The sequence below is a fragment of the Microbulbifer maximicatervae (SeqCode) genome, assembly GCF_056231245.1.
This window is the reverse complement of the sequence record NZ_CP174334.1, coordinates 2,660,559-2,687,252: the sequence shown is the minus strand read 5'-3', so window position 1 is coordinate 2,687,252 and position 26,694 is coordinate 2,660,559. Positions and strand designations below refer to the sequence as shown.

At 48.0% G+C, this 26,694-nt stretch carries 24 protein-coding genes; 8 read left to right on the top strand and 16 right to left on the bottom strand.

The features are described from left to right. Positions 1-173: 173 nt before the first annotated feature. The 4 genes from ACJJIS_RS11570 to ACJJIS_RS11555 form a co-directional block, all read right to left on the bottom strand. Complete coding sequence (locus tag ACJJIS_RS11570; protein ID WP_475708155.1) at positions 174-2,417, bottom strand: xanthine dehydrogenase family protein molybdopterin-binding subunit; 2,244 nt, start codon at positions 2,415-2,417, stop codon at positions 174-176. Between the two features lie 2 nt (positions 2,418-2,419). Then, positions 2,420-2,878 (bottom strand): (2Fe-2S)-binding protein, encoded by a 459-nt coding sequence (locus ACJJIS_RS11565; RefSeq protein ID WP_475708154.1) that lies wholly within the window; start codon positions 2,876-2,878, stop codon positions 2,420-2,422. A gap of 158 nt (positions 2,879-3,036) precedes the next feature. Next, positions 3,037-3,723 carry a nucleotidyltransferase family protein gene (locus ACJJIS_RS11560; RefSeq protein ID WP_475708152.1) on the bottom strand — a complete coding sequence of 229 codons (687 nt, stop codon included), beginning with the start codon at positions 3,721-3,723 and terminating at the stop codon, positions 3,037-3,039. After that, positions 3,720-4,751: an XdhC family protein gene (locus ACJJIS_RS11555; protein WP_475708151.1), complete on the bottom strand. Its 1,032-nt coding sequence runs from the start codon at positions 4,749-4,751 to the stop codon at positions 3,720-3,722. Before ACJJIS_RS11555 ends, ACJJIS_RS11560 begins: the two co-directional genes overlap by 4 nt. A gap of 870 nt (positions 4,752-5,621) precedes the next feature. Here ACJJIS_RS11555 and ACJJIS_RS11550 point away from each other — a divergent pair. Beyond that, a complete protein-coding gene (locus ACJJIS_RS11550) occupies positions 5,622-7,607 on the top strand; it encodes an N-acyl-D-amino-acid deacylase family protein (protein ID WP_475708150.1) in 1,986 nt (661 codons plus the stop codon). 12 nt (positions 7,608-7,619) lie between these two features. Beyond that, on the top strand, positions 7,620-7,907 hold the full coding sequence (locus ACJJIS_RS11545) for a hypothetical protein (RefSeq protein ID WP_475708149.1): 288 nt from the start codon (positions 7,620-7,622) through the stop codon (positions 7,905-7,907). A 520-nt stretch (positions 7,908-8,427) separates the two neighbouring features. On the opposite strand, the gene ACJJIS_RS11540 is transcribed toward ACJJIS_RS11545, so the two are convergent. Then, positions 8,428-9,399, bottom strand: coding sequence for a class I SAM-dependent methyltransferase (locus ACJJIS_RS11540; RefSeq protein ID WP_475708148.1), 972 nt, complete (start codon positions 9,397-9,399; stop codon positions 8,428-8,430). 1,140 nt (positions 9,400-10,539) lie between these two features. Between ACJJIS_RS11540 and ACJJIS_RS11535 the strand changes: the two genes are divergently transcribed. Together ACJJIS_RS11535 and ACJJIS_RS11530 are read left to right on the top strand one after the other, a co-directional pair. Then, positions 10,540-11,385, top strand: a complete 846-nt coding sequence (locus tag ACJJIS_RS11535; RefSeq protein WP_475708147.1) for an arylamine N-acetyltransferase family protein — start codon at positions 10,540-10,542, stop codon at positions 11,383-11,385. Then, positions 11,382-11,969, top strand: coding sequence for a flavodoxin family protein (locus ACJJIS_RS11530; protein ID WP_445354042.1), 588 nt, complete (start codon positions 11,382-11,384; stop codon positions 11,967-11,969). Before ACJJIS_RS11535 ends, ACJJIS_RS11530 begins: the two co-directional genes overlap by 4 nt. On the opposite strand, the gene ACJJIS_RS11525 is transcribed toward ACJJIS_RS11530, so the two are convergent. After that, on the bottom strand, positions 11,931-13,229 hold the full coding sequence (locus ACJJIS_RS11525; protein ID WP_475710351.1) for an MFS transporter: 1,299 nt from the start codon (positions 13,227-13,229) through the stop codon (positions 11,931-11,933). The genes ACJJIS_RS11530 and ACJJIS_RS11525 overlap by 39 nt on opposite strands. A 493-nt stretch (positions 13,230-13,722) precedes the next feature. Here ACJJIS_RS11525 and ACJJIS_RS11520 point away from each other — a divergent pair, with 493 nt between their 5' ends. Further along, complete coding sequence (locus ACJJIS_RS11520; RefSeq protein ID WP_475708146.1) at positions 13,723-14,328, top strand: TMEM175 family protein; 606 nt, start codon at positions 13,723-13,725, stop codon at positions 14,326-14,328. Positions 14,329-14,377: 49 nt separating this feature from the next. On the opposite strand, the gene ACJJIS_RS11515 is transcribed toward ACJJIS_RS11520, so the two are convergent. The 6 genes from ACJJIS_RS11515 to ACJJIS_RS11490 form a co-directional block, all read right to left on the bottom strand. Beyond that, positions 14,378-14,800 (bottom strand): GNAT family N-acetyltransferase, encoded by a 423-nt coding sequence (locus ACJJIS_RS11515; RefSeq protein WP_444913226.1) that lies wholly within the window; start codon positions 14,798-14,800, stop codon positions 14,378-14,380. Between the two features lies 1 nt (position 14,801). After that, positions 14,802-15,956, bottom strand: a complete 1,155-nt coding sequence (locus ACJJIS_RS11510) for a JmjC domain-containing protein (RefSeq protein WP_475708144.1) — start codon at positions 15,954-15,956, stop codon at positions 14,802-14,804. A 129-nt stretch (positions 15,957-16,085) separates the two neighbouring features. Continuing rightward, entirely contained in the window at positions 16,086-17,459 is a 1,374-nt protein-coding gene (gene purB / locus ACJJIS_RS11505) for an adenylosuccinate lyase (RefSeq protein WP_475708143.1), read from the bottom strand. Positions 17,460-17,474: 15 nt separating this feature from the next. Next, the gene (gene hflD, locus ACJJIS_RS11500; RefSeq protein WP_413665869.1) at positions 17,475-18,113 is read right to left on the bottom strand and encodes a high frequency lysogenization protein HflD; all 639 of its coding nucleotides are present in this window, start codon (positions 18,111-18,113) and stop codon (positions 17,475-17,477) included. Positions 18,114-18,119: 6 nt separating this feature from the next. Continuing rightward, positions 18,120-19,265, bottom strand: coding sequence for a tRNA 2-thiouridine(34) synthase MnmA (gene mnmA / locus ACJJIS_RS11495; RefSeq protein WP_444913223.1), 1,146 nt, complete (start codon positions 19,263-19,265; stop codon positions 18,120-18,122). Positions 19,266-19,362: 97 nt separating this feature from the next. Next, complete coding sequence (locus ACJJIS_RS11490; RefSeq protein WP_475708142.1) at positions 19,363-19,965, bottom strand: pseudouridine synthase; 603 nt, start codon at positions 19,963-19,965, stop codon at positions 19,363-19,365. A gap of 149 nt (positions 19,966-20,114) precedes the next feature. Between ACJJIS_RS11490 and icd the strand changes: the two genes are divergently transcribed. Continuing rightward, entirely contained in the window at positions 20,115-21,365 is a 1,251-nt protein-coding gene (icd, locus tag ACJJIS_RS11485; protein ID WP_020415259.1) for an NADP-dependent isocitrate dehydrogenase, read from the top strand. Between the two features lie 104 nt (positions 21,366-21,469). Here icd and cspD read toward each other — a convergent pair whose 3' ends face one another. After that, positions 21,470-21,769, bottom strand: coding sequence for a cold shock domain-containing protein CspD (gene cspD, locus ACJJIS_RS11480; RefSeq protein ID WP_413662225.1), 300 nt, complete (start codon positions 21,767-21,769; stop codon positions 21,470-21,472). Positions 21,770-22,034: 265 nt separating this feature from the next. Between cspD and clpS the strand changes: the two genes are divergently transcribed. Together clpS and clpA are read left to right on the top strand one after the other, a co-directional pair. After that, positions 22,035-22,415, top strand: a complete 381-nt coding sequence (gene clpS / locus ACJJIS_RS11475) for an ATP-dependent Clp protease adapter ClpS (RefSeq protein WP_413662224.1) — start codon at positions 22,035-22,037, stop codon at positions 22,413-22,415. A 134-nt stretch (positions 22,416-22,549) separates the two neighbouring features. Beyond that, positions 22,550-24,829, top strand: a complete 2,280-nt coding sequence (gene clpA / locus ACJJIS_RS11470; protein WP_413662223.1) for an ATP-dependent Clp protease ATP-binding subunit ClpA — start codon at positions 22,550-22,552, stop codon at positions 24,827-24,829. 96 nt (positions 24,830-24,925) lie between these two features. Here the strand turns inward: clpA and infA are convergent, their stop codons facing one another. The 3 genes from infA to aat form a co-directional block, all read right to left on the bottom strand. After that, complete coding sequence (gene infA, locus ACJJIS_RS11465) at positions 24,926-25,144, bottom strand: translation initiation factor IF-1 (RefSeq protein ID WP_010130378.1); 219 nt, start codon at positions 25,142-25,144, stop codon at positions 24,926-24,928. A 125-nt stretch (positions 25,145-25,269) separates the two neighbouring features. Then, entirely contained in the window at positions 25,270-25,989 is a 720-nt protein-coding gene (locus tag ACJJIS_RS11460) for an arginyltransferase (protein WP_413662222.1), read from the bottom strand. Next, positions 25,982-26,674, bottom strand: a complete 693-nt coding sequence (aat, locus tag ACJJIS_RS11455; protein ID WP_444916208.1) for a leucyl/phenylalanyl-tRNA--protein transferase — start codon at positions 26,672-26,674, stop codon at positions 25,982-25,984. Before aat ends, ACJJIS_RS11460 begins: the two co-directional genes overlap by 8 nt. Between the last annotated feature and the right edge of the window lie 20 nt (positions 26,675-26,694).

Sequence of the window (26,694 nt, the reverse complement as noted above, 5' to 3'; positions counted from 1 at the left end):
CGATTTAATTTTTAAGTTGTGAACGAGATGAGTTTGATGAGTCAATAATAGAATTACATTTGGTTCAGTCAGTTCCGTGGGGCTTTGTCTACGCTGTTTTCTTTTATATATCCCCCTTCACGAAGAACGAGTAGGGGGATATAAAGCTCTACCTTTGCAATTGTGATCATAACTTAAACATTAAGTTTTTTATTTACTGGCAGATTGCGAATTCTGGTTCCTGTTGCTGCAAATATCGCGTTGGTCAATGCAGGGGCTACGGGTGGCACACCAGGCTCACCAACGCCTGCTGGAGCAGAATTGGCACTCACTACCCTTACCGAAATATCAGGGCACTGCCCCATACGAAGTACAGGGTAATCATGGAAGTTGGACTGCTTAACCTTTCCATCTTCAAAGGCTACCTCTCCCATCATCGCCAAGCTTAAGCCAAAAATCACCGCGCCTTCGGTTTGTGATACAACTCTATCAGGGTTAACAACAAGTCCAGCATCAATAGCTGCAATTGCTTGCAGTACCTTAAGGTTTGTGTTTTCTACCTCCACCAGTATCGCTATAGCTACATAGCTATTAAAGCTTCGATGAACGGCAAAGCCCCAGCCTTGATTTGCCTGGTTAGGTGCAAATTCAGCCATATTCCTTTCAACAATATCAATCACCTGATGGTAGCGACCAATATCGACTGGGTGACGTGATAGATCCTCTCCGTAGTTTCCGTATTTGAACTGTTGACCGGAAAAGTCGATATGCCTAGGTTGGCCCAACATTTCTTTCCACATCTTTGGGCATGATACTTTGGCATTGTGTGCCAGTTCATCCACGAAACTACCAATGCCAAAGGAGTGCTGAATATTACTCACTGAGCGCATCCAGCCGATACGGGTATGTGCCAGTGCTTTAACCGCTTCACAACGATGACTTCGCACAGTAAATGGAATGTCGACAAAGCCAAGGTCCAGTTCTCCAGCTGAGGGGTACTCCACGTTCTCGGCAAAGGTAGTGCTAATAGATGGAAAGGCGGTACGTTGTAGTATTGCCGTTGGCATTTGATCGCTATCAAGTTTTGCTTGATAAAATTGGGCACTAATTGCGTGCATGTAGCCGTTTTGGATATCGTCCTCGCGGCTCCAGCTAACTTTAACCGGCCGTCCAAGCTTTTTAGACAATAGTGCCGCTTCCACACTAAAGTCAGGCTTTGACTTCCTTCCAAAGCCGCCCCCTAATAGCGTGACGTTAACTTTCACTTGTTCGTCATTGAGCCCGAGGTTTGCTGCTACATTTTGCTGCGTACTTTGGGGTGTTTGTGTTGATGCCCAGATTTCACAGCCATTTGGTGTAACTGAAGCTACAGCAGCAGGAGCTTCCATCGGTGCGTGGGCCAAATAGGGCACTGTGTATATGGCTTGCTGGGTAGAGTCCTCCGGCCAATCGGTGTTTTCAACTCCTTGTTGGCGAACTAATTTACCAGGCTCCTTGACCCCCTGAATTAACGACTCCATGAAACTTGTGCTGCTGTGGCTATCATTCTTACTGGCAGTCCAAGTTATTTCTAATGCTTTACGCCCTTGCAAGGCACTCCAGGTGTTAGTAGCAATAACTGCTACACCACCTAAAACTTGAAACTTAGGTGGTCCTTCGGGCACAGGTAATTGAATTACATCCACAACCCCGGGAACCTTGCGAGCCAGGGTATCATCTAAACTTTCTACATCACTACCTAGAACCGGGGGCCTGGCTATACTGGCATACAACATGCCATCTATTTGAATATCGTAGCCATATCTAGCTCTTCCGGATAGCATATTATCCATGTCGACAATCTTGTGAGATTTGCCGATATGTTTAAAGTCCTTGTTTTCCTTCAGTTTCACGTGGTTCAATTCTGGTATGGGTAGTTTAGCAGCAGCAACTGCTAGCTCTCCATAACTAAAGCTTCTGCCCGACTTTACGTGTACAACATTATGATTCCTGGCTTCCACTTCTCCGACAGGTACTTGCCATGAGTCTGCTGCAGCTTGTTCCAGCATGGTCCGAGCTATTGCCCCCATTTGTCGCATTTTGTCATAATGCTTACGAATACTGCGTGACCCATCGGTATTCTGGCTTCCATAGCGCTTATCGGCTAACCCTTGAATCACAACGACATGTTGCCAATCAGCCTCAAGCTCATCAGCAAGTATCTGAGGTATCCCGGTTCTAATACCTTGGCCCATCTCTGAACGATGACAGGTAAGATAGACTTTATTGTCTTCGCCAACAGCAACAAACAGGTTTAACCTCGGCTCCTTTCCTTGTGCTATGGCCATCGGACTCCAGCTCATCCCACTTGCACCTAAAGCTAAGCCCCCGCCAGTTGCTCCAAATAGTTTAAGTACATCCCGGCGGCTGAAATTTTTTACGGCTGTAAAGCTACTCATTATTAAGTTCTCTTTTTAGCGGTGTCTTGAATAGCAGCTCGAATTCGTGTGTAGGTACCACAACGGCAAATATTTCCAGCCATGGCAGAGTTAATCTCTTCATCACTTGGTGATGGGTTTTGGGTCAATAGCGCGGCAGCAGTCATAAGCTGGCCAGACTGACAATAGCCACATTGTGGAACGTTATTGTCGCTCCATGCTTGCTTCAATTCAGCAAATTGCAGCCCCTCGATGGTAGTTACTTTCTTGCCTTTGGCTTGCGAAACCGTCGTTAAACATGCTCGCGTCGGCGTTCCGTCCAAGTGGATTGTGCAAGCTCCACACAATCCAACACCGCAACCATATTTAGTGCCTGTTAATCCAAGCAAATCTCTGATTGCCCACAAAAGTGGCATCTCTGGATCAATATCTAGTGCGTAACTTTCGTCGTTGATGGTTAAGGTTAACTTCTTATCTGACATTACCCGCTCCTTGATAATCCCGCTAGTAATTGCGTATCGGTGGCGAAATCGCTTCTTTTCGTTAACTGGCTCTGACTTGGAAATCTGACTATCGCAGAGCTAGTTTTACGGAAGTACTTATGTAAATTGATACTCTCACTAAAAACTGAAAATAAGCCCTAACTGAGATTTTCCACAATCATTTGTTGCCATTTTTCTATATCAGCTCTACGATCTATATCTATGGCGACACCCTCGATCTCAACAATTGATAAAGCATCAAGATTAGATTTCTTTTTCAATAAGTGCTTTGCGCCCATATCGCCTGTGAGAGATGCGAGATCAGTAAAATCTGAGGAGTTAAATACTGCAGGTACGCCAAAACTATTTTGATATTGGGCGCAGCAAGTTTGCCCATATGACTGCCACGCAGTGATTAATTGTTGATAATCATCCAAAGTTACGCCTATGTGATCAGCCAAGGCAATTAGCAAACCATCTACCTTAAGGGCCTCGGCTTCGATAACTGCTTCTTTAATAGAGCTTGCAATACCACTTTGCCAGTTAGTGTTAAATCGTCGGTTCACATCGGAAGACAACAAATTAGCCAGCTTCTCTTGATGCGCTCCCAGAACTACCAATAACTCTACTTTTAGCTCGGTTGATGTTTTTGTGTTTAGGCTGGTTAGTTTATCAAGCGTTTGCAACAGCAGAGGCTGACTCTTAATCTTCCCATTTGAGTCAATCACATCTACTGTTGCTTGTAATTTTATACCATTAAATCTACGACTTTCTCCGGCAGCGAGCAATGCTACCAGTATCCGTTTTGAAGGTTGTCTAGCTGTCTCCCGGATAAATTTATTCACGTTGCGACCTTGTCTAGGGGTAACAATCTAGCTTGATGCAATACTCCGTGACATTGAGCCAGGATGCTCAAAGCAATGGACTCAGGTAGCTCACCACCTAATGCTAAACCTGCCGGTGCGGAAAAGACACCATAGAAATCACTTACTTTTATCCCCGCTCTATCAAGAACTTTATCACGTCTATGTGGAGGGCCGAGCAGCGCAACATAGTGTAGCTTCGTCAGGCTTACGGCTTGTAACGCCTTCGCATCCAAGTCCAAGTTGTGGTGCATCACAATCGCCGCATCAAACTGATTCAGCAGCGATGTAGTCAGCTGTGAATAGGGTTTCTTTAGAATACTTGCACCAGGGAAATCGTAATGACGGGCAAAACTTGTGCGTTCATCAATCACCGTAATATGCCAGCCTAGTTCTTGAGCAATTTTGACTACTGGCTGAGCATCTAACCCGCCACCAAAAACAGCAATATGAAAGCGGGGTAGGCAGGGAATAATTAATCTAGGATGCAGAGCATCTGTTTTTCCATTTTCTAGCGATAGCGTAGCTTTGGTAGTGCTATCAATCTGGTAGCCCATTACTTCTGGGGCAATAACTCTCGCAACAAGATCTCTTGAATTGGTATTTTGAATAGGTAACTCCAGTTCGTAGAAAGCGGAGTTTCCCGAGTTCAAATATTCTAATAGGCAATGCAACTGAAGATATTGGTTTCTATGCGTGAGGGGAAATAAAATTAGTTCTACAATGCCACCACAGCCTAATTGATAGCTAGTATCCGACTCATCACTGGCATCGTAAATCACTTTAATCGAAGTATCATACTGAATAGCGCGTTGAGCGTATCGTTTTAAATCGGCCTCTAAGCAACCACCACTGACTAGACCAATACTCTTACCTAGTGGGTGAAACAACATCATCGCTCCCGCCTTACGATAAGCTGAGCCCTGAACTTTGGTGATTACGGCTAGTACCCAATCATCCGCAGGCGATGCCTGCCATTCACTTAATAGGGCTTCAATATGGTGCGACATAACTCTGTGCTCGAATACATGAAAAATGACCTACAAACCTATTTGGAACCCAGTAAACTGTAAAACACCACAATTTAGCGATACTCCAAGAATGTGAATAAAATGCAAGGTCGTTCCCAGAAAATGCGGCAGCTGTGCTGTTAAGCGCGATAGTTGGAAATTGATGCGTGCTTTCGTCTAATAATGGGCTGCTTCTATAAGGGTAGAATCTGAGGCGAGGCAGTGGAGTTTTGTCCTAAATGGCTATTATTAGATTATTTTCTATTTTGGCTGCCTCTGAAATAGTGGTGCCAGCTCACTGGCTTGTTCCGAGTCGAACCAGTAACTTACTTCCTAGTGATACTTTGGGTAAGGAAAGGCTTAGTGCGTAGAGGTTCTTGTAATTGATCTTTGGTAGAAGAGTGAAGCAAGGCAAAAGAGTAATAGATGTAGAATGGAAAATTAGATATTAAGCTGCTAGTGCTGGGAAGCCATTGGTTACATCAATATTTATAAGGTTAACTAAACGTTAGTATTGCAATGCCAGGAAAATTTCGAGATCCGTATGAAATTCTGTCGATAGCCGGTCTTGTTTAAGCGATAAATAGTGTTTTATTCAAAGATTGTAACAGATAAGGTTAGAGTAAGGTGAATTTTAAGTCCGTTTAGTTGTGTTTTGTGGTGTGCCCTATAAAGATAAATTGATAAGGATGATTATGAATGCCAAGTCGATTCTCAATTTTCTCATCGCAGGTATCATATTATTTGGTGTTTCAATTCTTGCTGAGAATAGCGGTATTCTAAAGCATGGAGTATTAAAGGTGTGGAATTATCTATTTCGCCGTATCGTGAAGTTCTTGGTTTGAGTTATGTAGTTAATGGGGCGTAATTGTGAAATTTACACAGAGTTTATTAGTTAAGTATTGCCTTGTTTTATTGTTCCTTTTCTACAGTGCGGTAACTCTGGCACAGAACAATAAAATAGATTATTTGGATATTTTGATTCTTGATGGAAAAGTTATCGATGGTTCAGGTAATCCATGGATAAAGCAAGATGTAGGAGTGGTCGATGACAAGATAGTCTTTGTAGGGAACGCTGATAGTTTTAGGAGCAAGGCTAAATTAACCATTAATGCTGAGGCGTTATATGTTACTCCTGGGTTTATTGACATGCATAGCCATGCAGATCTCAATGACCCGCAGGGCAAAAAAATGTTGCCCCAGATCTTTCAGGGCGTGACCTCGGTAATTGTTGGTGTAGATGGATTTGGGAAAAATGATGTTCTAGAGCAATATAAAATCGCTGAGGGGGGAGGTGAAAGGCTCAGTGATACCGGTGTCAATATAGGAACCTATGTGGGTTTTAATCAGGCTCGCTTGAACGTTATGGGGATGAATGATAAACCTGCCAGCAATGAAGAGCGTTCAAAAATGACGCAGTATCTTGAAAGTGGTATGCAGCAAGGTGCTTTTGGGGTCTCAACGGGTCTTTTTTACCGACCGGCTTCTTATGCCTCAACAAAAGAAGTGATTGAATCCCTGTCATTCTTAAATAAGTATAAAGCTATTTATGATACCCATGATAGGGATTTGGGGGCAGTTCTAAACGGTATAGGATACGATGCTTCTGTTGCTGAAGCTATCAAAATTGGTTCAGCAATAGATGCAAGAATTATCTTTAGCCATTTTACTCCACAGGGTAAGCATAACGACGGACGAGCTAACGTAGGGATAGATTTGATCAATAATGCCAGGGCGGATGGTGCTCAGGTATTTGCTGCACAACATCCATATACTGCAACGCAGAGTTCATTGCTGGCTTATACTATTCCAGACTGGGCCTTAGCTGGAGGAATGACATCTTTACTTGAACGGTTACAAAGTAAAAATCTCCTAAATCGTTTACATTCAGAACATAGGCAGATGCTTGACATTCGTGGTGGTCCGGAAAAATTATTATTTACTGATAATAATAAAGACCTCAATGGCAAAACGTTAGCACAAGTATCCGAGGAATTAAATCTAACAACTTTAGATACTGTACTTCATATTGCTAAGGAGCAAAGAGATGCTTCTGTGATGAATCTTGAATTATATGATATGGACAATATTCGCTTATTAGCAACACAGGAATGGATGATGACGAGCTCGGATGGAGGCTCACACGCTGTGCCAGGCCAGCGTGCACATCCTAGGACATTTGGAGCGTTTGCTAAGAAGATAAGGCAGTTTGTTGTTGATGAATCTCTGATTTCTTTACCATTCTTGATTAGGGGGATGACAGCATTGCCCGCGAGTTTCTTAGGCATTCAGGATCGGGGGCGATTGGCTCCTGGATATTATGCCGATATTGCTATCTTTGATTTGGATCAGGTCAATGATCGAGCAACCTACGAAGATCCGCAGCAGCTCGCAGAAGGCTATATTCATGTATTAGTTAATGGCGAATTGGCCTTGTACCACGGTGAGATAAAGAGTACAGATTTAGGACAGGTTTTACTTAGGCACCAGCCGCTAGTGAATGAAATGCCAACCGCACTACAAGTTAAAGAAAGTCTCTTAGGTGCTTTTGGAGGGAAGGACTCATTACATAAGATTGAATCTTTAACGTCCACAATAGAGTTATCTTCAGAAAGCAAGCCGTCACGTACAAAAATTCAATATTTAAATTTTTTGAATGAATCCATCGCAGAGTATTCAAGTCGTGAAAATGTAATTCACTTTGGAGTAGAAGGTCAATACGAACTATATCAAGGTGGCAATTCAATTGACCCTGAGTCAGCTGCCTATATTAGCTTAAATAAGAAGGATAATTTGCTTCAGGGATTATGGCTTAATTTCCTTTATTTTCTACGTGACCCATCGATGGAAGTGTAGGGCCCATTTGATGTGCCTGAGCACAGAAGTGAAAGCTGGTGGAAGCTCGTCTCAGGGGGAAGGATAACCCCTTTACTTGGTATAGACCCTGATACTGGGTATATTAGAAAGGTACTTTATGAAAATGGTGTTTTTGTTGAGGAGTTTGATTATAGAAGGATTGAATCAGGCGTCGTTTGGCCGCACCAATTTAAAGTATTAAATAATGGTAAAGTTAGCCTGAGTGGTCGATACAGCAATTTACAGACCGACTCAGGTCCAGGGTTTGAGGTATTACCATCTTGGTTCCCTGGAAATTAACTATATACGAAAACACAATGCTGCTGGATTGTAGGTAGACAATTGACTCGGTTTGATCTTGAGAAAGAGTTTTAATTGTATTAATTTAAATTTTGATTGGCGATGTGTTTTTTGTGAAGTTGTTGACCCTGGATTCCTACAATATTCGATACATATGGCGATGGCGAAGAATATCTGCTGGCTGGTAAGTTCCTACACAAACAAGTTAGGACCATCATGGGGTTCCCAGTTGATCATGGAAAAATGGTGCCAGATCGAACTCCTTATTGGGTAGTTCTGTTCGGGGGTTGCCTTCAGGTTACCATTTTTTAGGTGATTAACTGATATGCATCAAAACTGAAGTCAGCTGTTATTGTTGTAGCTATTATTTTATAAGTGGAGGTGAGTGGACTGATAAAGAAGGTAAGTTGGTTATGGGGGTTTGGGGCAATTTATAAAGGGGTAATTTTTTTGGGGTTTAGGAGTCGCTATTGTGGGTTTTGGCGAGCATGAAATTACTCGCCGAGTTTTTTAGGCACTGTTAAGGTTTTAGGATTTCAATTTTCCAGCCAGTACAATTGTTTTCATCATAGAATTTATCGCGAGCTAGTGGTTGCATCCCCAACCTTTCGAATATTGCTAGAAGGTTACCCATACTTTCTTCTGATAGTGATGAATCTAGTTGGTTTTGCGACCTTAAAGCCGTATATTCCAGTTCTGTACTAAAAAAAGAAAGAAACTTATCTTTTGTGGCGTTATTTGATGCTAAATTTCTTTGCAGGAAGTTTTCAAGAGAATTTCTCACAAAGTAGGTTGTCGCAGATTTTGGATGTTTGGAGATTAACATCTCAACGGATGTAATAAGATACTTTAATTTGTCTGCTGTGTGCGGGTTGCCTAATTTTACTTTTGCCTCTTCAATGGACTGGATGTCTTTAAAATCATGTATAAAAGATGTAGTTTGCTCTGGGATTCTTAATTCTTCGGTAATTAGCTTGTGGGCTAAAACCTCATCTGAGCAATTTCTGTAGGGGGTGGAGTTTGTTTTGTGGCATATCGCTTTAAATACTCCTCCAGACTCCAGTGATTTTTCTATGCTTCTCGCGGCTTCCAATTTATTGCTGTACTCAAAGCCAAATTGTGAAGTAATTAGGTTGAATTTCTCATCAAGTGAATGAATTTTTTCGATTGCCATGCAGGAGTGAAAGTGTAGTTTTTCTAATAGTTTTTGATTTCTAGGGTTTTTGTTGGTTGCTAGGGGGGTGATGTTAGCTGCATCAGCAGCATGTATTTCAAGAGGTTTGCCAGACTTTGATGCTTCATCTGCAATTAATAAAGCTATTGCACCATTGCCGCATGCAATATCGAGAACTTTAGAGTTAGGACTCAATCCAGAGACTGTTGATCTCCAATATTCGCCTGTTTTTCCTGTATAGCTGTGGGGCAGAACTTGTGCAAAAGAAGTGGGAAATCCTTGCTTCCAGAAATTTGTCCATTGCTCCAAATTTTGCATGGGTACCTCGATTTTATTTTGATTTATATATTGGATAATACGGTAAAGGCGTGTTTAAGAGCTACTTGTCGTGTATTGAGTGGGTGAGAATGGAAGGCTATTTAGGGGCATTATGCCCTCACAGTGGTTTGGCTAATATAATTAGCATGCCGTTTGTGACATTTATGAGTTTTTTATATGTGGCGATGTATTTAATATATTTATCCATATTTAGGATGATTTTATTTGACTGTTTGCCTGTGTAGGATATGTGTCTTTTTAGAACGGTTGTGTAGACTACTGTCTTGCTTTTCCAATGCTCAGACTAATTTGTATGTAGGTGGGGCAGGTATATAACGATTGTTATCAGGTGAAAAGGCAGTTGACTTAATGGTCGGGTTTAATCGGGTTTTCCCAACACATAGAACCCGCTTGATAAATTGCTGATAAGGGGACTTGGTGACTGGGCGTGCCTACTTGGTCCTTTATTATTGTGTAAATTGATTCTGTAGTATTGTGATTTTGAACTTCAATCTAGTTATTTGGGCGAGTCGTTTTTCTGTTTCGGCATAGCTTTCCCATATGATTACGTTGATATATGTTGGGTTATCTATACATATGGGGTAGTACTCCCTGTTTAGCCAGTTTCAGATACGTAAAGTCTTCAGCTAACTACAGCCACCCCTATAAACTGATTGTGCCTCATTCCTAATTGTCTCTTTTGATCATTAGGTTCTTTTGGTAGCGAGTATAGTCATGGTTAGAACCTGATTGGGTGTTGATATACTCTCCGTAAAGAAAGTAATTAAGTAGAAAGCCGTGTCCTACACGGCTCACTATTGCGGTGATATTCTTTGTCTAAATTGCTTTATGTACTAGTACACTTTCCAAAATTCCAGCAGCAGAAACACTATGATACTTGGTTGGTGTGCCTGATGATGTCGCTAAAAACGGTATTTTCACCAAGTTCTTCCTGATTTTTTTAATATCGTTATCGAGATTGGAGTCTGCGTTTGCTGAGTAATCCCTACACTGTGAGCCGGAATTGCTCTAGATCGTAATCAATGTAGAAGATGAAAAAAGCTATTGACCTCAAGTTAGGTTTAGGTATTAAGCTCTTGTCTATTGATTATGAGCCCGGATTTTGAGGAGACAATCGAGATGAGTACCCCTGGTATTAACTTGCAGCAATATTTAGACCGTATTAATTTTGATGGAACCCCGGGTGCTAACTTGCAGTGTCTACAGCAGTTGTTGACCCAGCACGTCCGTACGATTCCATTCGAGAACGCCACTTCATTTTTGGGAAGCCCCGTGGATATTGAGTTGGAATCTATAGAGGCCAAGTTGGTACAACAAAAACGTGGAGGTTATTGTTACGAGCAAAATGCCTTATTAGGGGCAGTGTTAGGGCAAATCGGTTTTAAAGTTACGAACCTCGCCGCGCGGATACTGTGGCAAATGCCGATAGGGCATCAACCCGCTCAGTCGCATATGATTCTGATGGTGGAGCTTGAGGGCGCACGCTTTCTGATTGATGCGGGATTCGGCAATAACACTTTGACTGCGCCACTAAATATTGACTCCAGTGATCGTCAGAGCACACCGCATGGTGTTTACCGCTTTACTTTAATAGGTGATGAGTACCTGTTAGAGGTTACAACCGATAGTGGTTGGCAACCTATGTACAGCTTTGACTTGAAACCTAAAACTCATGGCGATTATAAAATTGGTAGTTGGTATTGCTCAACGCACCCAGAATCCAGGTTTGTAGAGCACTTGATTGTTACTCGGTCTTTCCCAGAGGGGCGGCATACACTTTTCAATAGACAGTTAAGCTATCAACCACTTTTAGGCTCCAAGAGTGTTGTCATGATAGCGGATGTTGATGAGCTTCGGGCTACTTTACTGGATATCTTTGGGATAGAAGTGCCGGCTGGCAGAGAAATTGATCAAAAGTTAGGCCGGATATTTGAGTCAGGCGGCATAGCGGAGAGAGTCATATGAAGAGGGTAGGTGTTGTTTACCATTCTGTATCTGGCTGCAGTAAAGTTCTTGCGGAGTCCGTGGTGGAGGGAGTTAACACGCTAGAGAAGTGTATTGGTGTTGCCCTTGAGATTCAGGGAGAGAGCATTCGTCACGGACGTTATGAAGACCAGTCATTATTAGCTCAGTTGGATCAATGTGAAGCCATAGTAATGGGTTCGCCGACCTTTATGGGTACTGTCTCCGCTCAATTCAAAGCATTTATGGATGCAGCAAGTGAACGCTATGGAGATCGGTGCTGGCTGGATAAGTTAGCTGCAGGATTTACTGTTGGTAGTAATTTTAGTGGTGATCAGCTAGGTACCATCAGGACTCTACAGGTCTTTGCTGCACAAATGGGCATGTTGTGGGTTCCCCTGGATATTCTACCGAGTCAAGATTCCCTGGGTAGAAACCGGGGTGGTTGTCAGTCGGGCTTGGTAGCTGTCGCTGAGGGGGCTGGTGAAATTCATCAGTTGGACCGACTTACAGCCGTACATTTAGGTCGTCGAGTCGCAGGCTTAGCACTACGAACTTCCGATTTTAGAACCGCGCTTCTTGACTAGCTTTTTGCTGTTCAAAAGTAGGCTGCTGATGCAGCCTATGATGACGACAATCCCGATTAGCTGAAATCCCGCTTGGTAATTGTAGAATTTCTGTGTTGGTTGTGGAGCAAAGTCAAAAAGTCTGGCTAGTAGATTGCTGAGGGAGCGGATATAAGCGAACTCTATATCTTGATCGAGTGAGAGCCCTATGAGGGTTTGAATTACCCCTCCTAAAACAAAGCCCCCAGTTACAATAAGGGCAGAGGCAATGGCGTGCGCCTTTTCAGGAAGTTCAGATTGCACTATCGAGAGAGATAGAATTGAGCTGCTGAGGCCAAACCCTAAGAGAAAATTTGCCGCCAAAGTCCAGGAGTCCGACAAGTGAATACTCAGTAAAGCTGTGACAGCAATAATTGAGAGGAAACTAAAAGTTCTCGCTGGAATTATATAATCTCCCCGATAATGAGACCAAGCACCGACAATAAAGCTGCCGATAATGATGCCCGTTGAAATCATCGCATTGAGTAGGGCACTTTCTTTGGATGTTTCACGAAAAAAATCAACCTGGAACTGGATATTCCATAAATCAGAGTAGGCGATAATTATGCCGAAAAGGCAGGAGTAGAAGGTGAGGGCCAGCCAAAAAGCTCTTGATTTGAAGCATGAATTTAGCTTGTCAAATTGAGTGGCTTTTTTGGCAGAGAGTTCATGGGAAGAGTTTTGATTGCTGCCAATAAAAATAAATAGCAGCACAGCAAGGCAAATAAAAAATAGCGCTGCGATGAAGTAGGGCTCCCGGAATGAGACTTCGGTATCGAACAAACCGATAAGTAATGAGAGTGAAGCTGCTGCGAAATTAGCTAGTCCTTGGCTAACAGCGGCCATTAGTGAAAACTTATTAGGTAAATCCCGTCCGATAACATAGATAACTCCCAAGAAGCTACTGGATAATCCAAGTGCGACTAAGAGCTGCCCTGTAAGGGCTGTTCCGAAAGAATGACTGCTGGCAAAAATTACACAGCCGCTAGCGGCGAGGGCGGCTGAGATACCCAGTAAATACCGTGGACTTATAGGGCCCAATAGTGAGCCAAGTGTCAGTTGACCAATAGAATAGGCGACAAAGTAATATCCTCCCAGCATCCCTAAGCTTTGATGGTTGAGATTGAGTTCTTGAGTGAGGCTAGGTGATAGTAGGGCAAATAGGATTGAGTTGGTTACGCTGGCGCTGAAAAATATGACTGCAACTGTCCAAGACGCGTAGCGGAAGTGTTTCTGCCCCATAGGCTTTTCTTTATCGGTGTCTATTGCCACGTCTCGGCCTTGGGCTTCACTCCTCAGCTCCTGCTTATGATTGCAGCGACCAATAGGGATAAAGCGCTAGGGTTTTAAATGGATATGAAACAAGTCGCATTAGATAGATCTTAGAGCAATTAGGAGCCGTAGCCCGAACACAAGTAGTTGATAGTAAGCAGGATTGAAATCGATCGGGCAGCTAGGTTTGATCAAAGTATCGCCAACGGCTGTTGAAGTTGAATGCTATTTGCTAGGCGGTGCCGTATTGAGGAGCTTTAATAGACTCTTTATTCAAAAGAATACACTTACAAAGTCGTTATCACGTGATTTCATCTCCCCAATAGAAACATTCCGTGGCTCGTTATCAGGTGGAAGGGATGTGAGCAGTGTGAACGCTGTTGGCATCTTGATACTGGAGGTGAGATCGTGCTTCGGGACTGGGCTTTAATGAGTATGCAACCCTGGCAATCGATGGTGGCCCATGCGTCGAAAGTCTTTCTTGGCTAGCCGTATTAATGCCGTGAGTGATGGCGTTTTTGCCATTGCTATGACGCTGTTGGTTTTTAATATCCAGATTCCCGATCTGGAGGATATAAAGCCGGGCGAGGATTTCCACAGCAATATTCTTCAGCAGTTGCCCCACTTTTTTTCCTGGATACTGAGCTTTGCGATTCTCTGTCGGCTATGGCTTACCCACAATCATCTGATGTCGGACCACCAATTTAAATCGGTTGCCTTTACCAGTTTTAACTTTTTGCTATTGGGGGCGGTGGCGTTTATTCCTTTTCCAGCAAGTTTGATGGGGGAGTATCCAGACCAGGTTTGGTCAGTGATCTTATTGTCAGCCAGCTACGCGGTGGCCGCTATCGCAATTGCGGGTATGTGGTGTGTCGCTGCGAACCGAACGAACGTATCCGCGCACCGTGTACTAGTGGTCAGCATGGTGATGTTGTGTACCAGTATCCTGGCGTGCTTGTTGACCCTTTTCAATCCCTATTGGGGGCTTGGGCTCTGGATAGTATATGTGTTGGGGATAGTGCCTTTGGCTCACTTTGTCGAGAAGCGCTATGCCCCAGTAGAGAGTTGAGATGGGGCTGGGCCTGCCATATGGGTGCTGGTGGCAGGCCTCAAAATGGTCAAATCAGGCCGCGCACCATTTTGATGTGGGGAATTCCCGCTTCGTAAAACACGTCGCCTTCCACCTCAAACCCAGCCTGCAAGTAAAACCCCTCGGCATGTTGCTGTGCATGTAAATAGACTTGCTGAAAGTTTTGTTCCTTCGCCCGCTCACAGATGGCCTGCAATAGCTGGGCCCCGATGCCGCATCCGCGTGAAGATTTCTGTACAGCCATACGACCAATTTTTCCGCCTTGGGTGAGGCGCCCGGTGGCAACTGGGATTGTTTCGCGGAAGACGAGGAAGTGCTGGGATGTCTCCTCTTGATCATCCCATTCCAGGTCCGCAGGTACCTGTTGTTCCTGTACAAAAACTGCTTCGCGAATTGAACGAATTGCGTCCCGGTCAGTGTTCCAATCCGCTAGGCGTATAGCTACTGGCATCTCAGAAATCCTCAGGAGGGTAGATCAAGGTGCCCTGTGCAACCAGCTGATCGAGAAGGCCGCTGTCTTCAGCGATTTCTGGGAAGGCTTCGATATCATCCCAGGAAATTTCATGGGATTCAGCAAACTGCTCGGCAAACGCCAGGGGGCAGGGGAAGGCTTCACCATCAACAAATAAAGTGGCTGGCTCGCGGCAAAAGGCGGTGCGGGAAGCGGGATTTAAAACCAGTTGTGCTCCCTGGGGTATTTGTTCGCGCCAGTCTGCAGCGTCGTCAGCGTCCAGGGCTACAGTATCCGGGTATTTCGCTTCGGTCATAATCGCGCCAAACCACTGGGCGATTTTCTCCGGCTGCTGCAGCCATTCGCCGAGTTGTTGTTGCAGGCGGGCAACAGAGGCGGGGTCAATTTCCGCTGGGTTTTTCGCCACTTCAGCACGGGCATCGGTGTAACGCTGGCTGTCCGGCAAATCCATAGCAACTTCAGCGGCGAGATCTTCGAGGATCGCTGCGGCGGAAGGGGCGCGGAAACCAATAGAGATCGTGGTGCACCCACCTTCGGCTATTCCCCAATGGCTGTATTGGGGCGGCAAGTAGAGCATATCGCCGGGCTCTAGTACCCAGCTGTTTTCTGCTTCGAATTCTTTCAGGATATTGAGGGGCGTTCCTTCCAGGCGGGGATTGCTTTCATCCACTTTGGGGCCTTGCTGCCACAAGCGTTTGCCTTCGGCTTGGAGAAGAAACACATCGTAGTGATCGTAGTGGGGCCCAACGCTGCCCTTATCGGCGGCGTAACTGATCATCACATCATCCAGACGCCAGTCGGGGATAAAGCGGAAGAAATCTTTTAGTTCAGCAATTTCTGACATCCACTGATCGACAGCTTGTACCAGCAGGGTCCAGTGGGTTTTAGGGAGGGAGAGAAAATCCTCTTCAGTGAATGGACCTGTGCGCAGCTCCCAGGGGCCGCTTTCACCATTTTCCAATACCAAGCGAGACTCGACCGCTTCCTCCAGGGCCATACCAGCGAGTTCTTCACCCGAGATGGGTGATTCAAAGTTGGCGAAAGCATTGCGTATCAGCAGGGGTTTCTGCTGCCAGTAGTCACGCATAAAAACTTCGATGGGCATGTCGCCAAGATGGGTAAGGGGGCTGGCCACGGTAACTCTCACTGTCAGAAGGCTGGGGTTTGTATCTGGATATTCTGAGGTTCGGAAACTATCCAGCGTACTTTTGTATTTTTTAAAAGATGACCAGCCGCACTGGGTGCGGCTGGTAGCTGGGCTCGGTTAAATTTTGCGAGCTTGTTCTACGGCGTTACCGATATAGGATGCCGGAGTCATTTCCAGCAGATCGCTCTTGGCTGCTGCGGGAATCTCCAGGTTCTCGATAAATACTTTCAGGGTTTCACGGGTGATGCCCTGGCCACGGGTAAGGGCCTTCAGTTTTTCGTAAGGCTCTTCAATGTTGTAGCGACGCATAACCGTTTGGATCGGTTCTGCCAACACTTCCCATGAATTATCCAGGTCTTCCGCTAGGCGCTCGCGGTTGATTTCCAGTTTGCCCAGGCCTTTCATGGTGGCGGCATAGGCAATGGCAGAGTAGCCCGCACCCACCCCCATATTGCGCAGCACGGTGGAGTCTGTCAGGTCGCGCTGCCAGCGGGATACTGGAAGTTTGGCTGCCAGGTGCTGGAATACGGCGTTGGCGATACCCAGATTGCCTTCGGAGTTTTCGAAGTCAATGGGGTTAACTTTGTGCGGCATGGTGGAGGAGCCAACTTCACCGGCTACGACTTTTTGCTTGAAGTAACCCAGGGAGATGTAGCCCCATACATCGCGGTCAAAATCGATCAGGATGGTGTTAAAGCGGGCAACAGCGTCGAACAGCTCAGCAATGTAGTCGTGGGGCTCGATCTGGGTGGTGTAGGGGTTCCAGCTAAGGCCCAGAGAAGAAATGAATTCTTTAGCATTTTGCTCCCAATCAATATTGGGATAGGCGGACAGGTGAGCGTTGTAATTACCTACCGCACCGTTAATTTTACCCAGCAGCGGTACCGCTTTAATCTGGGCTACCTGGCGGCGTAGGCGCGCGGCCACGTTGGCAAGTTCTTTACCAACAGTAGACGGGCTGGCAGTCTGGCCGTGAGTACGGGACAGCATGGGTACGTCGGCAAAGTCCTGGGCCAGGCCTACGATAGCGTCAATCAGGGCTTCCATCGCAGGCAACATGACGTTGTCGCGGCCGGCGCGAAGCATCAGGGCGTGGGATAGGTTATTGATGTCCTCAGAGGTGCAGGCAAAGTGTACGAATTCACTCACTTTTGCCAGCTGGGCATTGCTGCTGATTTTATCCTTGAGGAAGTATTCAACCGCTTTTACATCGTGGTTCGTGGTGCGCTCGATTTCCTTGATGCGCTCAGCATCTTCCAGGGAGAAGTCGGCCACAATGCTGTCGAGCAGCTTGTTGGCAGCTTCGTCGAACTGCTCAACTTCGGCGATCTCTTTATGTGCGGAAAGTTTTTGCAGCCAGCGTACTTCCACTTCAACGCGGGCGCGGATCAGGCCGTATTCACTGAAAATTTCACGCAGGGGGGCAGTCTTGCTCTCGTAGCGACCATCAATAGGGGATACCGCTGTGAGTGCGGAAAGCTCAACTGTCATAGTAAATCTCCGGGATTAGTGTTCTATAGATTCGATATGTGCGATCAATTCGTTGGTCGCATTCAAAAGCTTTTTGCGCTGGAACAGAAGGTGCAGGCGACGCCCACCCAGCTGTCGCCATAGGGTTGCCGAGCGGATGCCGGCAAATAGCATGGAGCGAATTTGATTGGCGATACGCTGCTGTTGCAGGTAATTGAAGTCACCCAGTACTTGAATCCGGAAGCGGAAGGTACCTAGCGTATCGCTGTAGATGCTGGCGAGGTTGGAAAATACATTCTCGTGAGTCAGCTCGAAGTGCTCTGCTTGAGTCTTGGCCTTATCCAATCGGCTGCCAATGATTGATAGCAGGTCATTATTCTTGCTGAGTTGTCGCTGCAGGTAGATCACCGAGAGGGCGTAGCGTAGACCGTCGGTATATTCCGGGTGTTGCCGGGTCTTTAGTATTTGCTGCGATACTTTTAAGCCGGGCAGCAGCTTGTCTGCACCGGCGAATATATCTTCAGTGCGATCAGGGTTTAGTTGGAAGAGGCTATATACCCCGGTTTCCAGCTGTTCCTGCGGTGCAGAGCCTGTTTTGGCCAGGCGCTCCACCAGTGTTGCGGATTGGAATATTCCTGCCAGTGCCAGTGCCTGATCCCGCCAGTTATTCAAAATTACTCCTTAATCTTTCTTGTATTTTTCCGGTACTGCGGCGCCAACTCCCGTGGCTTTCTCGATCACCGCACCACCTAGACAGGTTTCTCCATCGTACAGTACCAGAGATTGTCCCGGTGTGATTGCGCGTTGTGGCTCGTCGAACTCTACAACCAAATCGCCATTGTCCTGCAGGTGCACGGTGCAATCCTGATCTGGTTGGCGATAGCGGGTCTTGGCCTGGCAGCGGAAAGTTTTGTCCGGTGCTGCGCCATTAATCCAGTGGGTTTGTGTTGCTTCCAGCCCCGTTGCATAAAGCAGGGGGTGGTGTGCTCCCTGGGCCACAATCAATACATTGCGCTCCAGGTTTTTTCCGACAACATACCAGGGCTGTTCGCCTGCACCTTTGACGCCACCAATACCGAGCCCCTGGCGCTGGCCAATGGTGTGGTACATCAGGCCCGCGTGGCGCCCCATGACTTCACCCTCTGGGGTTTCCATATCGCCGGGCTGGGCGGGCAGGTACTGCTCGAGGAAATCCTTGAAGCGGCGCTCGCCGATAAAGCAGATGCCGGTGCTGTCTTTCTTGTTGTGGGTGATAAAGCCGTTTTCTTCAGCTATACGGCGAACCTCGGGCTTCTCCAACTCTCCTAAAGGAAAGAGCGAGCGGGCAAATTCGGCTTCCCCCACCGCGTGCAGGAAGTAGCTCTGGTCTTTGTTGCCGTCGAGGCCCTTCAATAAATAGGTGCGGCCATCGATATCGCGGCGACGGGTATAGTGCCCGGTGGCTATTGCATCGGCACCCAGCACTTCGGCGTACTCAAGAAAGACCTTAAATTTGATTTCCCGGTTACACAGGATGTCCGGGTTGGGAGTGCGCCCGGCTTTATACTCTGCCAGGAAGTACTCGAATACGTGATCCCAGTACTCGGCAGCAAAATTGGCGGTGTGCAACTTGATGCCCAACTTCTTACAAACTGCCTGGGCATCCGCCAGGTCCGCCTTGGCGGTGCAGTATTCTGTGCCGTCGTCTTCATCCCAGTTTTTCATAAACAGGCCTTCCACTTGATAGCCCTGCTGGATCAGCAGGTGTGCGGCTACAGAGGAATCCACACCGCCGGACATACCGACGATGACGCGCTTTGGCTGTTTGTTGTGGGTGGAATCAGGCATAAGAAGGACAGTCACTACTTCACTGGTATGAAAGGGGGGCGAATTTTACCTGCGAACGCCCCATTTGACCAAGACCGCTTTGATCTTCCGTTATAGATTATCGCTTTCGGCGCGGTCGATTGCGGTTGTTTGCCGGCTTTGTTCGGGGCTTGGGAGCGCTAAAAACCTCCTCCGTTCGATACTCGCCAGGCTTTAATGAGTCGAGCTTCCAGCTGCCTATCGCCACCCGGATTAGCCGCAGGGTAGGGAAGCCTACCGCCGCAGTCATCCGCCTTACCTGGCGATTCCGCCCCTCAGAGATAGTCAGCTCCAGCCAGCTGGTTGGGATCGATTTGCGCTCGCGAATTGGCGGTGTGCGGGGCCAAGGCTCCATATCAGGCAGGCGCTTGGCCTTGGCAGGTGCGGTTCGGCCATCCTTCAGGTCGACCCCTTGCCTGAGCATATAAAGGGCATCATCAGTAATGTCACCCTCCACCTGGGCCCAATAGGTCTTGGGCATCTTCCGCTTGGGGTGACTGATTTGATGTTGTAGCGCTCCATCATCAGTCAGTAGTAGTAATCCTTCAGAATCGTAGTCCAGGCGGCCCGCCGCGTAGAATCCCTTGTGCTGGATAAAGTTAGCCAAAGTGGCGCGATCCTGATCATCTGTAAATTGGCTTAATACGCCAAAAGGCTTGTTGAGGAGAATAATCTTTGCCATAAGAAAAATTGAGTATTGTAATCCAACTACAAAAATTAGCCGAGGCTGCTATAATCCCGCCGTTTTTCATCCCCGCCCTAAGGTCCCGGGGGAGCGGTGCAAGCAACGCTGGACCTAAAAAGTCATAGAATTTTGGGAGTTTACGCAATATGGGTCATATCCAAGTGCCGGCAGACGGCGAAAAAGTTACAGTCAATTCCGACGGTTCGCTGAATGTTCCGAATCGCCCGGTTATTCCTTTCATCGAGGGTGACGGCATCGGTGTGGATATCACCCCGGTAATGCGCAAGGTGATCGACGCGTCTGTAGAAAAAGCTTTCGGCGGCGAAAAGAAAATCGAGTGGATGGAAATCTACTGCGGTGAGAAAGCGGCAGAGACTTACGCTGGCGACTGGTTCCCGGCTGAAACTCTGGAAGCGATCAAAGACTACGTTGTTAGCATCAAAGGCCCCCTGACCACTCCAGTAGGCGGCGGCTTCCGTTCCTTGAACGTAGCCCTGCGTCAGGAGTTGGATCTGTACGTATGTCAGCGCCCGGTGCGCTGGTTCAGCGGTGTACCTTCTCCGGTTAAAGAGCCGAACAAGGTAGACATGGTTATCTTCCGTGAAAACTCCGAAGATATCTACGCTGGTATCGAGTGGAAAGCTGACACTGACGAAGCTAAGAAAGTTATCAAGTTCCTGCAGGACGAGATGGGTGTTAAGAAGATCCGTTTCCCTGAGAACTGTGGTATCGGTGTTAAGCCGGTTTCTGCAGAAGGTACCAAGCGTCTCGTGCGCAAGGCCATCCAGTACGCTGTGGATCAGGATCGCGATTCTGTAACCCTGGTACACAAAGGCAACATCATGAAGTTCACCGAAGGTGCCTTCGCTGATTGGGGTTACGAGCTGGCTCGCGACGAGTTTGGCGCTCAGCCGCTGGACGGCGGCCCCTGGCACAGCTTCAAGAACCCGAAGACTGGCAAGGAAATCGTTGTTAAGGACGTAATTGCTGACGCTATGCTGCAGCAGATCCTGCTGCGTCCGGCTGAGTACGACGTAATTGCTACCCTGAACCTGAACGGCGACTACCTGTCTGACGCACTGGCTGCACAGGTTGGTGGTATTGGTATCGCTCCGGGCGCAAACCTGTCCGACGACGTTGCCCTGTTCGAAGCAACCCACGGTACTGCGCCTAAGTACGCTGGCCAGGACAAGGTTAACCCGGGCTCCCTAATTCTTTCCGCTGAGATGATGCTGCGTCACCTGGGCTGGAACGAAGCTGCTGACCTGGTAATCAAGGGTATGGAAGGTGCTATCGAAGCCAAAACTGTAACCTACGATTTCGAGCGTCTGATGGACGGTGCTGAGCTGAAGTCCTGTTCTGCGTTTGGTGACGAAGTTATCAAGCACATGGCTTAAGCTACATCCGTGAGGCTGGGCTGGCTTTAAGTTGGCCCGAGTCCCATGAAAAAAGCCCTTCACATTGGTGAAGGGCTTTTTTATTGTCTGTTTGCTGGACTCGCTTAGCCGACAGCTTCCGCTTCCTTCTCCCGCGACTTTTCTGTGTGTACTGCATCAGATTCGCTTTTGCTCGAAGTGTTGGGTGAAGTGGTTTCGGAGGTCAATGCGGAGATATTTGCAGCGTGGTAGCCCTTGTCTCCTCGAATAATATCGAAGGTGACTTGCTGGCCGGCCTTCAGGGTTCGGTAGCCTTCCATCTGAATTGCGGAATAGTGCGCGAACAGATCCTCCCCTCCCTCATCTGCAAGAATAAACCCATATCCCTTAGCGTTGTTGAACCACTTTACAGTACCGGTAGGCATAACGATTCCCTCTAATTGCCTGAGTGGCCCCTGGCCACCTTACAGAGTTTTTATATTTATTTGACCTGCTGGTTAGTCGGCTGCGATCCTATCTGCGACTAACGTTTGATGTAGCGGTCACTACCTCTTGTAGTCAACAGCTGGGGGATTGTCAAGGTTCCCCGCTGACCGCTGTGTCAAAGGTCAAATAAGGTTACAATGTCACGTCATTGAAGGTTGCATTGGGTGCAATTTTCAGGCTCGATAGAATTCATTGATAATTGTTATGAGTACTTCGCGAATCATTAAACTAAGCTCCAGTGACTCCGATGGAGACAACCCGTACTTCGATGATTTCGATGGTGGGTTGGCCCTTGAGGAGGCGCCGCCGCAGCTGAAGCGGCCGCCGATGTATAAAGTCGTTATGCTCAATGATGACTACACCCCCATGGATTTTGTTGTTGAGACTTTGGAGTTGTTTTTTTCAGTAAACCGGGAGCGCGCCACACAGTTAATGTTGCAGGTTCACACACGGGGAAAAGCAGTGTGTGGTGTCTATACTCGGGATATAGCGGAGACAAAGGCCGCACAGGTCAATCAGTTCGCTCAAGAGAATGAGCATCCCCTGTTATGTGAAATTGAAGCGGACGAAAGCAAAGAGGATTGATTCTGACAAAAACTGCTTTGAACAAAGGGTCCCGTCACCTGAAGGGAATCAGCCAGGATATAAACGCCGGCGAAGGGTGCGCGCCTACCAGCGGAGTCGGCGGGAAATATTGGCGATTAGGGTTTGAGGTTTAGATGCTCAGCAAGGACTTAGAGGTAACGCTTAATCTAGCGTTCAAAGGTGCTCGAGCGAAACGGCATGAATTCATGACCGTTGAGCACCTATTGCTGGCGCTCTTGGATAACGAATCCGCAGCAGATGTTCTACATGCGTGCGGGGCGGATTTAAGTGCATTGCGCCGTGAACTCCTGGAGTTTGTGGACTCCACAACACCGTTGATCCCGGAGGCCGATACAGATCGAGAAACCCAGCCGACATTGGGTTTTCAGAGGGTCCTGCAGAGGGCCGTATTCCATGTCCAGTCATCCGGTAAAAAGGAAGTTACAGGGGCTAATGTCCTGGTCGCCATTTTCTGTGAGCAGGAGAGCCAGGCTGTTTACTACTTGAAGCAGCAGAGTGTTGCCCGGATAGACGTAGTTAACTACATCACCCACGGAATTTCCCGCGTTGGCTCCAGTGGTAATAATCACCATCACGGTTCCGATACTGCACCTGAGCAGGTAGATGAGGAAATTAGTGGGGGCGCTGAGCCAGGTGGTTCCGACCCCCTGGAAAGCTATGCCACCAACCTCAATCAAGAGGCAATTCTTGGTCGTATTGATCCGCTTGTGGGGCGTGCACCTGAGGTGGAGCGTGTCACGCAGGTTCTCGCTCGTCGCCGCAAGAACAATCCACTGTTGGTGGGTGAGTCCGGTGTCGGCAAGACGGCAATTGCTGAGGGCTTGGCACGGCGTATTGTCGATGAGGATATCCCCGAACCTTTGAAAGAGAGCACTATTTACTCTCTGGATCTCGGCTCCCTGCTGGCGGGGACCAAGTATCGCGGTGATTTTGAGAAGCGCTTTAAGGCGCTGCTGGCGGAGCTCAAGAAGCGTGAGCACGCCGTACTGTTTATTGATGAGATCCACACCATCATCGGGGCCGGCGCCGCTTCAGGAGGCGTCATGGATGCCTCCAACCTGCTTAAGCCGCTACTTTCCAGCGGTCAATTGCGCTGCATAGGCTCCACTACTTTTACTGAATATCGCGGTATCTTTGAAAAAGATCGCGCGCTGTCGCGCCGTTTTCAAAAGATCGATGTCAGTGAGCCCTCAGTGGAAGAGACCGTGCAAATATTGCAGGGGCTCAGAAGCTGCTTTGAGGATCACCACAAGGTCCGCTTTACCGATGGAGCTTTGGATGCTGCTGCGCAGCTATCCAGTCGTCACATCACCGAGCGATTCCTCCCAGATAAGGCCATTGATGTAATCGATGAGGCGGGAGCCTACCAATCTTTGCTGCCTGAAGAGGACCGCAAAGAGGTTATTGGGGTTTGTGAGATTGAGATGGTTATCGCCAAGATGGCGAGAATACCTGCCAAGAGCGTGTCTGCTTCTGACAAGGAGCAGTTATCACGCCTGGATGACAACCTCAAAATGGTGGTGTTTGGGCAGGACAGCGCGATTGATGCCCTGGGTACTGCGATTAAGCTGAGTCGCGCCGGCCTGGGTTCTGAAGAGAAACCCATCGGCTCCTTCCTATTTTCGGGCCCCACCGGAGTCGGCAAGACAGAGCTCTGCCGCCAATTGGCGAAGGTGATGGGTATCGAGCTGATTCGCTTCGATATGTCTGAGTATATGGAGCGCCATACGGTTTCCCGCCTGATCGGCGCGCCCCCTGGGTATGTAGGTTTTGACCAGGGTGGTTTACTGACAGACTCGGTAACCAAGCACCCTCACAGTGTTGTGCTGCTCGATGAAATTGAGAAAGCACACCCCGAAGTATTCAATCTGCTTTTGCAGGTGATGGATCACGGTACCCTAACTGATAACAACGGCCGCAAAGCGGACTTCCGCAATGTCATCCTGATTATGACAACCAATGCGGGCGCTGAGGTGATGAGCCGTCGTTCAATTGGTTTCTCCCATCAAGATCACTCCACCGATGGAATGGAGGAGATCAAGAAGATGTTTACCCCGGAGTTCCGCAATCGCCTCGATAATATTATTCAATTCCGCTCTCTGCCTCTGGATGTCGTGAAGACGGTGGTGGATAAGTTTATCGTTGAGTTGCAGGCCCAGTTGGATGACTCCAAGGTGACACTGGTTGTAGATGATGAGGCTCGAGAGTGGTTGGCGGTGCGGGGTTATGACGAGAAGATGGGTGCGAGGCCTATGTCCCGTCTGATTCGCGACAAGCTGCGCAAGCCTCTGGCAGAAGCCGTGCTCTTTGGTGAGTTGGCAGAAGAGGGTGGGCGTGTTTGCGTCACTATTGAAGATGATGAGCTGGCGATTAAAACGGCGGTGCCCGCCTAAAGTAAATTAGCTTCAGCCAAGCAATAAAAAAGCCACCGAGAGGTGGCTTTTTTATTTCAGGTCAAATTGCCTTGCGGAATTTGGCCTCTGAGCGAATTAGCGCGCGCGGTACGTAATGCGGCCCTTGCTCAGGTCGTATGGAGTCAGCTCCACTTTCACCTTGTCGCCGGTGAGAATGCGAATGTAGTTTTTACGCATCTTTCCAGAGATATGCGCAATTACCACGTGTCCGTTTTCCAGCTTTACGCGGAAAGTGGTGTTCGGCAGGGTGTCGATCACCTCGCCTTCCATTTCAATATAATCGTCTTTTGCCATGCGGCAGCAACCTTACAATAACTTGATCAGACCTTTACCCCGGAGGCTCTTTGGCCTAGCCGCGGCTTGACGGGCGAGCATTTTGCACGAAAAGGCAAGATAGAGCAAAGGGAGAGTGTGTTGAACTAGAGCGATTTAAGGCTCCAGCGGTTTTCTTTTAACATTTCGATGGGGCGAAATTGGCTTTTATAGGCCATTTTGTGGCACTTCTCAATCCAGTACCCCAGGTAGAGATTAGGTAGTCCCAAGCGCCGGGCCCATTCGATCTGGTAGAGGATGCAGTAACTGCCCAGGCTCCGTTTGTCCTCATCGGGATCGAAGAAAGTATAGATGGCCGATAACCCGGCAGTCAGGATATCTGTTACCGCCACTGCCACCAACTTGCCGCGGGCTCTCAGCTCAATATAGCGAGTAGACCCCCAAGCCTGGCTTAGGAAGCTGCGGTATTGTTCCCGGCTGGGTGGATACATCTCCCCATCGGCGTGGCGCTGCTCGATATAGCGGGCGTAGAGTTCGTAATGCTCATCTGTATCGATGGACTCGATATGGAATATGTCCAGGTCCTTGTTGCGCTTCCAACAGCGTCTCTGGTTGCGGTCAGGGACAAACAGGCTCACAGGCACGCGAGCCGGTATACAGGCGCGACAGGTCGCGCACTGGGGGCGATAGAGGTAGGCACCACTGCGCCGGAACCCCAGCTCTGACAGGCGGTTGTACAGACGCTGATCCACTTCTGTTTGCGGATCGACAAACACCGTTGTTGCCTCCCGATCCGGCAGGTAACCGCAGGGGTGGGGCAGGGTGGCCAATAGGCGCACTGAATCCAGCTGAGAGTATTTACCCATAAGTCCACGAAAGCTTCCAGGGCTGCGGGAAAGGCGGCTGCTTAACGCCGTCTGCCAGCAGTTGTTCGAAATCCTTACGACACATTTCCACCGCCCCAAGGCTGCTGAGATGAGGATTGCTCACCTGGCAGTCGATCAGTGGGCAGCCCCACAATTCTAATTGCCGAACGAGGTGGACAAAAGCGACTTTTGAAGCGTCTGTCTCCCGGTGAAACATCGACTCCCCAAAGAACACTCGCCCCAGCGCAATACCATAGAGTCCGCCAACGAGTTGACCGTCGCGCCAAACCTCCACTGAGTGGGCAAACCCCTGATGGTGCATGTCGATATAGGCGTCGCACATCTCATCGGTGATCCATGTGCCGGTTTCATCCGCCCGGGGGGCACGGCAGGCCTCAATTACCTCGGGAAAGGCTTGGTCGAAGGTGACCGAAAAGGTTCCTCGGCGCAATACTTTGCGCAAAGTGCGGCCAATACGAAAGTTTTGCGGGATAACCACGCAGCGAGGGGAGGGGCTCCACCACAAGATCGGCTGGTCATCTGAATACCAGGGGAAGACCCCTCTTTGATAGGCTTCAACCAGCCACTCGGGAGTCAGGTCTCCTCCGGCCGCCAGCAAGCCATTGGGGTCATCCAGTGCGAATTCAGTTGGGGGAAAATCAACAACGGTGTGGTCGAGCCACATCAGGCGGCTTTGGGTGTTCC

Coding starts and splice junctions, on each gene's coding strand:
- ACJJIS_RS11555 (WP_475708151.1), bottom strand. CDS start 4,751: ATGTCGCACCATATTGAAGCCCTATTAAGTGAATGGCAGGCATCGCCT.
- ACJJIS_RS11460 (WP_413662222.1), bottom strand. CDS start 25,989: ATGGGTAAATACTCTCAGCTGGATTCAGTGCGCCTATTGGCCACCCTG.
- ACJJIS_RS11530 (WP_445354042.1), top strand. CDS start 11,382: ATGAAGAGGGTAGGTGTTGTTTACCATTCTGTATCTGGCTGCAGTAAA.
- mnmA (WP_444913223.1), bottom strand. CDS start 19,265: ATGCCTGATTCCACCCACAACAAACAGCCAAAGCGCGTCATCGTCGGT.
- purB (WP_475708143.1), bottom strand. CDS start 17,459: ATGACAGTTGAGCTTTCCGCACTCACAGCGGTATCCCCTATTGATGGT.
- ACJJIS_RS11490 (WP_475708142.1), bottom strand. CDS start 19,965: ATGGCAAAGATTATTCTCCTCAACAAGCCTTTTGGCGTATTAAGCCAA.
- ACJJIS_RS11515 (WP_444913226.1), bottom strand. CDS start 14,800: ATGCCAGTAGCTATACGCCTAGCGGATTGGAACACTGACCGGGACGCA.
- ACJJIS_RS11535 (WP_475708147.1), top strand. CDS start 10,540: ATGAGTACCCCTGGTATTAACTTGCAGCAATATTTAGACCGTATTAAT.
- clpA (WP_413662223.1), top strand. CDS start 22,550: ATGCTCAGCAAGGACTTAGAGGTAACGCTTAATCTAGCGTTCAAAGGT.
- ACJJIS_RS11520 (WP_475708146.1), top strand. CDS start 13,723: ATGCGTCGAAAGTCTTTCTTGGCTAGCCGTATTAATGCCGTGAGTGAT.
- aat (WP_444916208.1), bottom strand. CDS start 26,674: ATGTGGCTCGACCACACCGTTGTTGATTTTCCCCCAACTGAATTCGCA.
- clpS (WP_413662224.1), top strand. CDS start 22,035: ATGAGTACTTCGCGAATCATTAAACTAAGCTCCAGTGACTCCGATGGA.
- ACJJIS_RS11570 (WP_475708155.1), bottom strand. CDS start 2,417: ATGAGTAGCTTTACAGCCGTAAAAAATTTCAGCCGCCGGGATGTACTT.
- ACJJIS_RS11525 (WP_475710351.1), bottom strand. CDS start 13,229: ATGGGGCAGAAACACTTCCGCTACGCGTCTTGGACAGTTGCAGTCATA.
- cspD (WP_413662225.1), bottom strand. CDS start 21,769: ATGCCTACCGGTACTGTAAAGTGGTTCAACAACGCTAAGGGATATGGG.
- icd (WP_020415259.1), top strand. CDS start 20,115: ATGGGTCATATCCAAGTGCCGGCAGACGGCGAAAAAGTTACAGTCAAT.
- ACJJIS_RS11565 (WP_475708154.1), bottom strand. CDS start 2,878: ATGTCAGATAAGAAGTTAACCTTAACCATCAACGACGAAAGTTACGCA.
- ACJJIS_RS11540 (WP_475708148.1), bottom strand. CDS start 9,399: ATGCAAAATTTGGAGCAATGGACAAATTTCTGGAAGCAAGGATTTCCC.
- infA (WP_010130378.1), bottom strand. CDS start 25,144: ATGGCAAAAGACGATTATATTGAAATGGAAGGCGAGGTGATCGACACC.